Raw genomic sequence first — 11,868 nt, forward strand, 5'->3', positions numbered from 1 at the left:
CCGTAGATACGGTGCGGACAAAGGCCCTGTCAACGATCGTCTGGCATATCGACGTGGCCCGCGCGGGCGTGGGGGGACGTCGCCGCGACCACTTGGCGTGACTCGCGTTCGAGGCGTTCAAAGAGGGACTTGAAGGCTTCAAACCGCGAGCGACTGAACTCGACCGGCAACGGCGGGAGTTCCAGCAACGTGGTCGATCGCTCGAAGATGTAGCGGCAGGGGACTTCCTTGATCATCCCGATGAGAACCATGTACGGCACCAGCGCCTTGAAGCCGCCGGTCGGGTTGAGCACGACATTGGCCGGTTGCCCGCTGACCGGCGCGTGATAGTTATTGATCTCCCGCAGACACCGCTTGGTGAACTCGACGACACCGACGCGGCGGAACTGCTCGGCGTCATCAACCTGCAAGCCGTTGACCGGTTCCGTGACCACCTCCAGCCCGCGCCAATGCCGCTTGAGATACCCCTCGACCGCCAGCGCACACGCCAGCCCCTCGGGCGTTGAAGAACTGAGCAACAACACGCGATTGTCGTCGCTGACATTCATCCTGACGAGCGAATGAATCTCTGCCGAAAGTTGTTGATGCAGCCCGTCCCCACTCGGTTCGACCTCTTGAAACGACGCGAGCATCTGCCGCGCGGCCGCATCACTGCCGCCTTGCTGAGTCACCCACTCGCGCAGCCGTCCCGGGGGCAACCGGTTGCCGGTGACATCAACCAGCAACTTGGCGGCACTCGTGCCGGTGGAACAAATAAAAGTGCGAGGCATGTGATGTTTCCTCAGACTTTCTCGAACGTCTCCTGCTCAACCCCGTTAGCAACGGGCCAGACTTTGCGTATCAGAGACGGATCGGAATTTCGCCGTTCAGCCAGTGACGTCGGCAGTTCTTTGAGCGTCATTCGAATCTCATAACGGCGAACAGGGCCAGTTTTCGATTGGCGGTCAATGATGGGTAACAACGGCTCGAAGAACGGACGTAATGAGAGTTCTTTATTGTCATTCATTTGCTTGCCGATCTGTTGCGCCATCGCCCGAATGTCGGTCTCGGTGATGAGCGGCGCGTCTTCGCAGACGAGGACCGGCTGGTTGTCAAAGAGAAAGACGACTCGTAGCCGCTTGGGAAGATTGTGCTCCCAGTTCTCGGTGAGCTCGCCCCACCAAACGATGAGGGCGACCGCCAGCGTGGCCACACCGAAAACGGCGTCCATCCACTGCCACCAAGCCAGCCACGGCTGTTGTTTCCAAGGCTGGACGATCAGCCCAGTAACGATGACGGCAATTATCGCACAGAGCATGATGGCTCGTTGTTTCTGCCAAGCATGACGCCATTTCGACACAGGAATCTGTGGAGCATTGTCAGTCATTCGGCACGTCAATTCGGACGGGAAACTGTTGAAGTGTGGCGCGTCGGGGGAGCTTGAGTTGGTCAACAGCCGTCGCAATGGTTTCCGACAAGAACACTTCGACGAAGCGACCGTGAGTGGTGTAGTCGGTTTCGCTGACTGGTCGGCTGCCGTGAGCGAACAGGGATTCATTGCGAGTTTTCAGAAAGCTCAATAACTTCGACTTTGATTTTGAAAACGCGTCTCCGAGCGGATCGCCCGTGAACGCGGCGGCGACCGACCAGGCATCGACAAGGCCGATCTTGATGGCTCCATCGCTGTGACCTCGCGACGCGATCGCCCCACGAATGGATTCGGGAATGCGATCGAGATCAACGTTGCCAGTGACGATGCCGTGCTTCTTCTCCAGCCAGATTTGTGCAGTCAGTTCGAGTGCTCGATAGAGACGTCCTACGGCGTCGTCGTATCGTTGTTGAACGACGCGTCGCTGCGCGTTCATCAGCAGATCTTCGACGAGTTCCCAACCGTGTCCACGTTGATCAATCAGCATCGCGAGGAAGGTGAGGTAACTCTTCCATTGCGCATTCTCTGGCTGAAGCAATGTGCGAGCGGTCGGGTGATCGAATCGATCCCAGGCTTCAAACGCTCGACAAGCCAGCAGCCAGGACTGGATGGTCTGCACGGTGTTGTCACTGGCGAAGCGTCGGGATGTTTCTTCGAGGAGTCGTGCCGCACCGGTGTAATCGAACCTCCCGAGCAAGTTTTCGACATGACGCAGTGTGCGCTTCACCTGCGCGTCCCAGACCTGCACGGGGCGAACAAACTGCGTCTGATCGGTGACAGCCCGCAAGTCCTGCCGCGCACCGGTGACGAGCACGATGTCACAACGTCCGTCATCGAGAGCCGCTGTCGCCAGTCCCGCCGTCATCGACTTCGTTCCGCCGGTGTAGTCGATGATCAGCTTCGCGTCGGGATACTCGCGATGCAGCTTCTCGATGAGTTCCAGACAACGCAGGTAGCAATCATTGAGGTTGTCGAATCCGGCGATGCGCATGTGGTCGAAGCGTTCCGGTATCAGTCCCGCCTGAGTTGCGATGCAGGGTGAGTCCGGATGCTCGACCTTGAAGCTGCTCTTGCAAACCAGCCCTTCCCCGACCGCTTCGACATAACTGCCCTTGTTCTTCGCAACATCGTCCGAGCAGACGAACCACACGAAGTCCGGCTGATTGGAGCGAATGCTGGTCACCAGCGGCTGCGGCGAACCTCCGACCGTGAGTATGAGAATTGACTTCATCGCTACTTCTTCTTCCCGTTACTTGATTTCGTGGAGGCTGCGGTTGCTGGCTTTGGCCACTGGTACTGAGGCGACTTGGTGTCGTCTTTGATCTGCACTTCGACCACATCACTGACGCTGGGCGGCAGAGTGGGAACGGGGCCGAGATTGAGCACGCCCTTCGGACGTCCCTCTTCCTGAACCTCGAAGCCACCCTTCTCCCGCACGCTGACGATGGTGACTTTCACCGGCGTTCCCGACGGGCGTTTGATACTGGCTGATGCTGTCCCAATTGACGTCTTCGGGAGCGGCTTGGGAGGACCGGACTTTGCAATTCGTTTCGGTAATTCAATTTGCAAATGCTCGATCAACGCCTGCAACTCGTCGCGGCTCGTCTGGTAGTCGGGCAGGATGCGATTGGGAAAAGCGATCACTCCAATCGAGTGAGTCCCGTTGTCGTTGCGGCTGATGTGCAAGTGGATCGGGCTGGCGTGCCGCATGTCTTCGGCCCTGCGACTGTCCAGATGCGGATGATGCTGGCCAAGCCAGACGACAGCTTGCTGCGTCTTGTCGGTGCTTCCGGAGAAAGCGAACTTCGCCCTGCCATCGTTATCCGATTGTCCGATCTTCCGAGGCAGGCCGAAGGCTTCCTTGATCCACGTCCGCTTTTGACCGTCCGACTGGCCGAAGTCCTGAATGGCGAAGCCGAGTTCATCCAGAACTTTCCAGTAGTTAAGCCACGGCGTTGGGATCGGAGCAAGCATCAGGCGATCGTTGAACACACTGAGTTCGGAGGGCTCGAGTGGCGAGTTGGTGAGCCGCAGTTTCTCGGACGCGCGCAGCTTGTTCGCCGACTCTTCGGCTTCTTCAGGCGTCAATGCCCGCTTGTGCTCCAGCGTCTCTGACACAACACGGCTCAGCTTCAGTGAGCCATAACCATTACGGCTCTTTGAGCCGACTCCACCAAACTGACACAACAGCGACAATGCAGCCAATGCCTGTGTCTCGATGACACTCGCGTCGATCGACTGCGGCGTTTCATCCTTCGCCGCGCCGGGGCGCAAGTAGTATCCGGCTCTGACGACGACCGAGATTTCCCACTCCGAACCGGGGAGGCGGCAGCGACGGCGTTTGCGTTCGTTCGGCTTGCCAGCAGGCATCTCATCCATGCCGAACGACAGATAGAGGAATCCTTGCGTGCGCCTCTGAGGTGCAGCCGCCAGGTCATGCACTTTCGCAAAGTCTGGGGCCAGTCGCAGAACCCTCTGATCTTTCTTGTTCAACGCCTCACGCTTACCCGGCACCCAATCGGGTTGTTGCTCACCCTTCGTTCTGCGTTGAACGACGACACGAATGGCTCCGGCTTCTTTGGTGCTACCCCAGAGGGCGGCTTCTAACGAACGGAGTTCAGCGACGGTGAGATAGCCCGCGTGCAGAGTCCGCCACCAGTAACGCAACTGGCCGCGCAGCGTGGCGGGACGCAGGTCGCAGTCGGTGGCGTCAGTTTGGTCCGCTCCGGCGAGGAAGGCCGGTGTGACCAGTTCCAATGTGGCGTTGAAATTCAAACGCTGACCGGGAGCCTTGCTGCTCGCGGACTCTGATGATGCGGGCTTGTTTGAAGGCCCGTCGGGAGCAGAACCGGCGGCTAGCGCCTTGCCGCTCACAAGATTTGATAACGAAGACTCTTCAGCCGGGCGGAAGACGCCGAAGCCGGAGTTGGTCTTGGCTCCCGCTCCCAGCCAGTGCAACGCGGCGGTGAGCCATTCCGCGATCTTGTCGTTATCGACGTGAGTGCCGTCGGGCAGTGTGTAGGAATCGTTACCTCGCGGAGCAAACGCGAATTGAAACTGCTGCTCGCGCGCGACGGCGAGGAACGGAATCGGCACCGGGTTGTGCCAGTCTCCGGGCGCGGCATCGCCCTGATAGTACGGGCCGTAGTGCGGCGTCATGACGTCGGCTTCGAGCGTCACCGGTTTGCTCGGAATGGCGTCGAAGAAGATCCACTTGCCGACGCAGTGCTCGGCTTTAAAGTCATCGGGACCGAAGAGGTCGCTGGCGACTTCCTTGCCAAAGCACTCGCGGACATATGCCCGCAGCACACCTTTGACACTCGAACCCGGCAGGTACGGAGTGCCGAGTGTGTGATGCCATGCAAAGCCAATCTCGATGGGATGTTCGCGCCCGAGTCCGGTCGCAAAACGCGTGGCGGTGACGAATGGTAACGCGAGGCCGCCAAGTTTCGTTGCAAGTTCGCGCTGCCGCGCGGCGTGTTGAGTTAGCTGGTCATTGCTGCCAACCGTGCCCACAACCGACTTGATCCAGTCGAGCTTCTCGATGTCGAGCTTCTCGTTATCGGGACGAATCCAATTGCCGTTCCATGTGTTGCAGAACTTGTCGTACCAAAGTCCCGTGTTGGACTTATTGCGATCGAACGCTGCAGACTGACTGCCGTGATACAGCGGACGGTTCATTCCCGGCCTCCCTTCTCTGGTTTGTCAGCTTTCGAAAGGAATGCCTGCGCGAACTTCTTGAGCCAGACCAGATAGGCCAAAGCCTCGGCCTGCGCATGGCAGTAGATCGTCTGATCTGACTTAACGAGCGAGTCGATGAGCGGCTTGCTCAGTCCCACTCGCGCCTGCTTTCCGCAGAGCCAGTCTTCGAGGTCATCAAACAACCGGCGATGTGCGTCGTCGTCGCCCGTCTTCCCTTTGGCTTGAGCCAGCAACGTCGCACACGCCTGCCCCAGTCCGTTCATGACGATCGTGGCCGAGAGGCTTTCGCAGTAGCTCTTGTAGTCCCCGGCTAATCTTTCACTCTTCACTCCATTGACCTTGTCGAGTGCATGCGCGGCGCGTTGTTGTTCGAGAGTCGGTCGCGGCGGCGCTTTCGAAAGAGACGCAGGCGGGGCCGACTTCTGCTGAGCTGGCATCTGGCTGAAATCTCGTGACTCAGGTTTAAGGGCGGTAGTTGATGGTGTGCTCGAAACAGAGTGCGACTGACCGCCGGAACCTGCCGCAGCCGGTTTCTTCTGCTGATCATTCTGACGAACCGACGACTGCCCCTTGTGTTTGTTCTTCTTGCTCATGCAGCACCTCCGTTCGCCTGATCAGCCTTCGGCAATGCGACCGCAAACCAGCCTTGGCCGACGGTTTCGTTGCCCCCGACTTGCAGGTACGGCCGGCACTCGAAAAGTTTGCGAGCGACCATCAGCGCGTCGTCGTTCTCGACAACTGCCTTGTCATTTCTCTGAGCGAGCAGGCAGTAGAAGAGGGCATCGGGTGGGATCGTCTCTTCGTACCAGAGGTTCTTGCTGGTCTTCTTCGTCTCATCGAGCTTGTTGCGAGCATTGACCGCCAAGCCGTAGCGGGCGAACCAGACGAAATCGTCGTTGGAGATGACGACGAGTTGTGAGGCGATGCGGTCGCGGGTTGATTGGTAGTGCGGTTGATCGGGGATCAGACCTCGAACGAGTTCAATGAGTCCTTCGGGAAGATCGCCTTGCGGAGTCGCTCGCGAGAACTGCCGCTCTTCGAGAAACAGTTCGCCGTCATCTGCGCCGAGATACTTTGGGTTTGATTCTGTCGTTGCCGTGAGGCAAGAGCGGAGAGTCGTGAGCGAGTCAACTCCCGGCGCGCACGCCGTTGGCGTGGCGGTTAAACAGTTTTCGCGGGCACGATCACGCGACAGGCGTTCGATGAGATGCGGGCAAGTGACCCACTTGTATTGCGTCTTCAAGCTGCGGACTGGCAACAGGATCAATCGCGCATCCGAGACCAACAGCGTGCCAGCATTGTCTTGTTTGCCAAAGATCGCCTCCACCTTAGCCCGAGCGATCTTCTTGGCTTCGTCGTCGCTCTTGCCCTCTGCTAATGCCGCGCATCTTGCAGACTGATAGGCCATATCAAGCAACGCGCCCTTCATGCTGGAGCCAACAATCACCGGGTAATCGGTTGCGGCCTCGCGGGCGACGGGCAGGTCCAAGAAGCCGGCGGATTGGCCGGCTCCGGGATGGATCGACGTTTCGGCCAGCAGGCCGAGGATCAGGCTGTTCATAGCGATTGGTCTCCTTCATTGAGGGCGGAATGTTCGGGCTCGGATTTGGCGAGACGGCTGACGACGACTCGTTGCGGGGAGTCAGTCGTGGCCATGCAACCCCCATTCGACATCCTGAAGAATGAATTTTTCCGTGAGCTGGGGAGCATGGGAATCCAAGTATCTCCGCAATGTTTCGGCAAGCAGTTCATCGAGACTATTGGCGCAGCCTTCGTTCACGAAATTGCGTGCTTCCGCGAGCAAATCTTCCGCGAGTTTCACTTCGACATTCGTCTTCATGTTGTGTTCCTTCGGGAAACGTGAATTCATTGCGGCCAATTTCCCAGCACGATTTGTCCGTAACCAAAGGGCCTCTTGTCACCGATGTGCTGGCCATGCTTTTGACTCAAAGATGGCCAATCTTTCGCATCGCATTCGCAGAACCAGGTTGAGCCAGCGGGTAACACAGGTCGCAGCGGCAGCGGCTGGCGTTTCGTACTGTCCCAGCCGCCGATCGAATGCGATTTGCCGACACAAGCCGAAACGATGCGCGAGCCGGTCAACCCCGGAAGCTCTTGGCCAATGACTGGTTGTCGGACGGTGCCGTCGGGATCAATGGGAAGCATCAGCGGTGTGAGGAGCGTCACGGTGAAGCGACGATGGTCCTTCGCCGGAGACGCGCAGAGTGCCCAGCCTGCAATCGGCGAGCAGTCCGCCATGCGGCCTTCGCCACCGAGAGCCAGTAACTTCGGGATGTGCCAATCTTCGGGCAGATCATTGACTGTCATCGCCAGCGAAACATCGCGAGCCAGCCGGACGAATCGCGGGCTGTAGAGACCGCCTTGCTCGGTGACTCGTTTCTCTTCGTTGCGTTTGAGCCCGACCCGAATCTCGTGCTTCCACAAGTCGCGGGCTTCGACGACGTGTTCCTGCGTTGGCAACTGACCACTCAGAATAAGTTTCAGTCCCGGCTGCGTGACCCACTGCGACGACGGTTCCTTGAGTCCGTCTTTCTCAAATGGATGAGCTCGAACCGACGATGTCATCGGCAGGCGCACGTCACCGAGATCGCACGACGTTGCATTCTTCTCGTCAGCCGGAGTGAGCAGGCACTGAGGCTGCCAAATCGGTTCATTGCTGCCGTAAGGCTTGTCGTGATCGCATGAGCCGTCGTCACGCGACTGCTTCGGCCCCGGCTTGCCGAGCACATGCAGCGGCATCGGGAACAAAGACTCGTATGCTCCGCCATCCTGCCGACGAACCAGCCACGGACCGCGAAAGCGCATCGCACCGAGTGCTTTCTTGCCTTCAAAGCCATCGCCGAGGACATCCGCCAGTTTGCGCTGTGTTGACCAGTTGCTCACGCCGTCCCAGCCCTTCTCTCGGGCCAGTCCCGCGCGAAGTGCCCCCACGACTGTGGTCGCCGGTGGCGGGAACAGGCTGGCCACATCTGTTTGATTCGATTCGCCACTGTTGTAAGGTCGCCCGTCACGGAAGAACCATGCATCGATCGGGCTTAGCAGGATGGTCCGCGAGGAAATCGCCTTTTCAGAGCTGGAAGCGTGAGCACCCGGAGTCATTTTCGCCGTCGTCATTCGGCATCTTCCTTTCCGTCATTCGCCAGGAATCGAACTACGAGTGCGCCATCAATGCCCAGTGTGTCGCGGTGGTGCTTCAACTTAAACTTCGGCGGACTGCTGCCTTCGAGGCGATCACGTGTGACGCGCTGGCTCAGCTTGAGCAGCCGGTCGATTGCAGCCTTGGCGAGGCTCAATCGTTCTTCATGCCGTTCCTCAGCTGTTCCGCCTTCCGCTTCGCGTTTCTGCTTGCCTCGCAAATAGTCAGCAACGAGGACGCTCTTGAACAAGTCGTTGCCATTATCGCAAAGTTCCTGCGACAAGCGTCCGAACTCGCCCGGTCTCGTGAGCGCCTTATCGGTCAGCGCGGCAAACCGTTCGCGGACGTTGTAGAGAAAGCCGGATGAGAATTCGGCTGATCGTTGTTCGGCCACTCCGTGACCGGGCTTCGAGTCGCTGAGCGATTCAGCCAGATCGCATGAAGTCAAGGGTTGTCCGCCAAGGTCGATCCTCAGCGCATCGACGATGTTGTCCGATTTCGCTGCGACGCCGACGTCACGAATATGTTCCCACGGGGCCGACCACTGGGCCGTGATGCCGCTCGATTTGAACACGGCAATCGCCAGGCTGTCGCGTCCGGTCGCGTCCTTCGCCACATCGTCGAGCATGTGATGAGCAGTCTTGAGAACGTCACGCAGCGGGACGTGATAGTGCGCGTAGACGACCGCACCGGAAAGCGTTGCCTGTTTCGCCGCTTCCGCCCCGATCTTTGATGTGAATTCCGCTTGGTATGCCTTGGCAAGCTGCGATGCACATTTCAACGCACAGTCGAGCGGCAGCATGGCGAGCACATCATCACCGCCCGCATAAATTGTCACACCGTAGTGTTGTCCGACGATGTGCGGAACGCCGATTGAAAAATTACTGAGTGCCTTTGTCGCGAGCGATTCACCGTTCCCGCCAGGCAGTTTCCGAGCCTCGCCGAGCAGCGCACCCATCGAATCGCCGTCCATGAGCAGCATCGCGTAGAACGCTGATGGCTTCTCGCCAACGTCGTCGCACAATTTCTTCAGGGATGTCTGCAAGTCTCGTCGAGCCTGCTTGTCGGCGGCATCGTCCAAAGGCGGATCGTACGGTGTGACTTTCGGATTTGAGATCGCCGCTCGCTGAAAGAAGTTGCCATCAAGACTCAGGAAGTCGCCCGTCCGTCGCTGCTGCTTCAATGTTTGAAGTTTCGGAATCCGAGTCTGCCGTTCACCAAGGGAATTCTCTGCGAGCGATTTCACCTGGACTGCGAATGCGGCAGCTGCAGCCTGTGTGTCAGGGTTCTCTGCGACTGCGATCAGCCAGGGAATTGCAGCGATGTAGGCTGTGGACGGCCAGCTTTTGTGGTCCAGCTTCCGGTCGATCACTTGTTCCGCGACCTTTGGAAACATCCTCTTGATCAGAGCAATCGCGCAGAGTCGCTCATCGTCGGCCAGATCAAGCGGCCCGAGCTTCGAACGCAGTACCTTCCAGAACTCGTCCTGCTTGCGACTTGCCTGCGAGCGAATCCAGCCGGACAATTCCTGCCGATCGCTCATCATCGTGCAATGGTCGCCCGGTTCGACGGTCGCAGGTGTCGTCCGCCAGTTCTTGCGAGCGGCCAACAGTGTGCTTGATTCTTCGACCGAACAAACAATCCATGTGATCTCCCAGAAATTTGCCACCTGCCGTTCCCAGATTTCAAGCGTGCCATCACCAGCGCCCACAACGGGTGAAACGAACTTATCGCGAATGACATTGGTGATTTGGTTCCACACTGCCAGCAGCGACTGCTGTGCTGCGTCGGCCGCAACTTTTGCGTCTTGTTTCGCGGACTCGGCATCGTCAGCAAAAAAATCTGCCACAAAGCGATTCGGAACCGTCCCGAAATAATGGTTCTGGCAAGCTCCACGAGTTTCCTCGTCCCATGCGGGCAATACGAGTGTGCCGCCAGACGTTCGCACAGCTTCAATCGCGGTTGCCGCAAGGTGCGACAGCATAAACGAGCTGGCCCAGAGGTCCCTCGTCCGCCGCGACTGCGCAACAAACCCCTGCACGGGCCCAATGCTGAATTGTAACCGCTGTGTGTCAGCCATCAGTGGGCCTCACTTGCTGGATCATACCGAATGACTCCGTCAACGCACTGCGTTTCAGGAACCGATCCAAAAAACTGTGAATGGGCTGATAAAAGTCAGCTGGTAGGCTCTGTCTTGACGCTGCGAATCGACGTCGTGTCAGTGCGTGACCAGACGAAGTGTCCGAAACGCGAATTGACTCGCCTGAGGGCAAATACTCACTTGGCAACACTGTGCAGATTGCAATCGGAATTGCAGTGGCTGGTGCGTGAATGTGAATAAGGAACGGACTCGCTCGCCTGTCATGCGTGTTCGGGGTGACTTCCGCTTTAATGTTTTGATTCGTCGCCGACAGACTCTTGAAAAAGTAATTGTGCGGCAAACCGAACGCGGAGCGCCTTGGAGGGCAAGGAGGACATGTACCCACGGAGAGGTATTTATACATTGCATCATGGTCATCCTGGAAAATCGGTTGAGCGACCACTTCACCCAGAACGTTGCGGCGCTGGCCATCATTGCCAGAGACTCCGAAAGTTCGATATCGGACAAACTCGCGCCCGACTTTCTCCAGAAGCTTCAATGGCGTGTCGCTCGATTCGCCTTCGATCATTACAACCCGGGATCGGCGGATAGGCGGGATAAAAGGCCTATTCGCGTAATCGCTCACTATCAGACATAGCCCAGACCGTAGATACGGCGGGCCCGCGCTGGCCGCCTCGAAGTTGATTCGGTACGTGCCCGCTTGGTCGTGGGCCACCGTTACGGTCGCTACGCCGTCATCAACATCTCCTACTAGTGTGACGACTGGCGTGCCCGTGCCGTCGCCGCTGCTTACGGTAAAGGTGAGATTGTCCGCCTCGATCGCGACTCCTGCTGCCGTGGTCATCGTAACGAGCACTGTTACCGTTGCGTCGCCAGTCGTAGGCAAGGCGATCGGGTTTTTCGGTGCGTTGGTCGTGACGAGTTGTGTGGTTGCGTCGTTGCCGATCAAGGCGGCCACGGCTCGCTGTTGCGTCAGTTGTTTGGTGTTCGTGTTAAACTCCTCCAAAACAGCCGCAGCAATCGCCGCGCTATCCACAATTGCATTAGCACCGAGTCCGTCCGTGAGTGTATCCGCACTAAAATCGTAAGTTACCGGATAAGGCCCCTCTAAGAGAGTGTCGCCGTCGGCAGCCGTTCCGGTGTGCGTGTAGACAGTAACGTAGCCCTGAAAGTCCGCCGTATCAAACACGAATTCGTACTGGTCAGTGCTGTCCCCAACTAACGCCAATGCCTCCGCGTAAACACTGCGATTCGCACCTACGTAATCTGTGTAAGCCCCAGTGGATGCATTGCGAACAAAGCTATCTGCAACCCGCTGCAAGATGGCGTAGGGTGTGTTCGCGCCCTGGTAAATAAACAGCATGCTGGACATTTAGGTTACTCCTAGAGAAGCGCCAGGACGGGAATGTCCCGGAAGCTGTTGAAACTCTGAGTTGAAGAAAGTGGCGGTTTCTTCTCCGTCCCGTTAGGGACGGGGTCGCTAAACCATAGGAGAAACCG

Annotated in this window: 10 protein-coding genes; all 10 read right to left on the reverse strand. The window is 58.1% G+C overall.

Annotation, left to right across the window (positions count from 1 at the left end; all coding sequences use genetic code 11):
* Positions 1-29 precede the first annotated feature (29 nt).
* Positions 30-770, reverse strand: a complete 741-nt coding sequence (locus tag SGJ19_00815; protein MDZ4778775.1) for a putative CRISPR-associated protein — start codon at positions 768-770, stop codon at positions 30-32.
* Between the two features lie 11 nt (positions 771-781).
* Entirely contained in the window at positions 782-1,366 is a 585-nt protein-coding gene (locus tag SGJ19_00820) for a hypothetical protein (protein MDZ4778776.1), read from the reverse strand.
* On the reverse strand, positions 1,359-2,639 hold the full coding sequence (locus SGJ19_00825) for a TIGR02710 family CRISPR-associated CARF protein (protein ID MDZ4778777.1): 1,281 nt from the start codon (positions 2,637-2,639) through the stop codon (positions 1,359-1,361). Before SGJ19_00825 ends, SGJ19_00820 begins: the two co-directional genes overlap by 8 nt.
* A gap of 2 nt (positions 2,640-2,641) precedes the next feature.
* Positions 2,642-5,089 carry a type III-B CRISPR module RAMP protein Cmr6 gene (gene cmr6 / locus SGJ19_00830; GenBank protein MDZ4778778.1) on the reverse strand — a complete coding sequence of 816 codons (2,448 nt, stop codon included), beginning with the start codon at positions 5,087-5,089 and terminating at the stop codon, positions 2,642-2,644.
* Positions 5,086-5,703, reverse strand: a complete 618-nt coding sequence (gene cmr5, locus SGJ19_00835; protein MDZ4778779.1) for a type III-B CRISPR module-associated protein Cmr5 — start codon at positions 5,701-5,703, stop codon at positions 5,086-5,088. The genes cmr6 and cmr5 overlap by 4 nt, the downstream gene beginning before the upstream one ends.
* Complete coding sequence (gene cmr4 / locus SGJ19_00840) at positions 5,700-6,671, reverse strand: type III-B CRISPR module RAMP protein Cmr4 (GenBank protein MDZ4778780.1); 972 nt, start codon at positions 6,669-6,671, stop codon at positions 5,700-5,702. Before cmr4 ends, cmr5 begins: the two co-directional genes overlap by 4 nt.
* Positions 6,672-6,752: 81 nt before the next feature.
* Positions 6,753-6,950, reverse strand: a complete 198-nt coding sequence (locus SGJ19_00845; protein ID MDZ4778781.1) for a CopG family transcriptional regulator — start codon at positions 6,948-6,950, stop codon at positions 6,753-6,755.
* Between the two features lie 26 nt (positions 6,951-6,976).
* Positions 6,977-8,245 carry a type III-B CRISPR module-associated Cmr3 family protein gene (locus tag SGJ19_00850; protein ID MDZ4778782.1) on the reverse strand — a complete coding sequence of 423 codons (1,269 nt, stop codon included), beginning with the start codon at positions 8,243-8,245 and terminating at the stop codon, positions 6,977-6,979.
* Positions 8,242-10,347, reverse strand: coding sequence for a type III-B CRISPR-associated protein Cas10/Cmr2 (gene cas10, locus SGJ19_00855; GenBank protein ID MDZ4778783.1), 2,106 nt, complete (start codon positions 10,345-10,347; stop codon positions 8,242-8,244). The genes SGJ19_00850 and cas10 overlap by 4 nt, the downstream gene beginning before the upstream one ends.
* Positions 10,340-11,740: a hypothetical protein gene (locus tag SGJ19_00860; GenBank protein MDZ4778784.1), complete on the reverse strand. Its 1,401-nt coding sequence runs from the start codon at positions 11,738-11,740 to the stop codon at positions 10,340-10,342. Before SGJ19_00860 ends, cas10 begins: the two co-directional genes overlap by 8 nt.
* Between the last annotated feature and the right edge of the window lie 128 nt (positions 11,741-11,868).

The organism is Planctomycetia bacterium, from assembly GCA_034440135.1.
GTDB lineage: Bacteria > Planctomycetota > Planctomycetia > Pirellulales > JALHLM01 > JALHLM01.

Bases quoted from the DNA above. Each gene is read 5' to 3' on its own strand.
- SGJ19_00850 (MDZ4778782.1), bottom strand. From the start codon at position 8,245: ATGACGACGGCGAAAATGACTCCGGGTGCTCACGCTTCCAGCTCTGAA.
- SGJ19_00820 (MDZ4778776.1), bottom strand. From the start codon at position 1,366: ATGACTGACAATGCTCCACAGATTCCTGTGTCGAAATGGCGTCATGCT.
- SGJ19_00825 (MDZ4778777.1), bottom strand. From the start codon at position 2,639: ATGAAGTCAATTCTCATACTCACGGTCGGAGGTTCGCCGCAGCCGCTG.
- cmr5 (MDZ4778779.1), bottom strand. From the start codon at position 5,703: ATGAGCAAGAAGAACAAACACAAGGGGCAGTCGTCGGTTCGTCAGAAT.
- SGJ19_00845 (MDZ4778781.1), bottom strand. From the start codon at position 6,950: ATGAAGACGAATGTCGAAGTGAAACTCGCGGAAGATTTGCTCGCGGAA.
- cmr4 (MDZ4778780.1), bottom strand. From the start codon at position 6,671: ATGAACAGCCTGATCCTCGGCCTGCTGGCCGAAACGTCGATCCATCCC.
- cmr6 (MDZ4778778.1), bottom strand. From the start codon at position 5,089: ATGAACCGTCCGCTGTATCACGGCAGTCAGTCTGCAGCGTTCGATCGC.
- SGJ19_00815 (MDZ4778775.1), bottom strand. From the start codon at position 770: ATGCCTCGCACTTTTATTTGTTCCACCGGCACGAGTGCCGCCAAGTTG.
- SGJ19_00860 (MDZ4778784.1), bottom strand. From the start codon at position 11,740: ATGTCCAGCATGCTGTTTATTTACCAGGGCGCGAACACACCCTACGCC.
- cas10 (MDZ4778783.1), bottom strand. From the start codon at position 10,347: ATGGCTGACACACAGCGGTTACAATTCAGCATTGGGCCCGTGCAGGGG.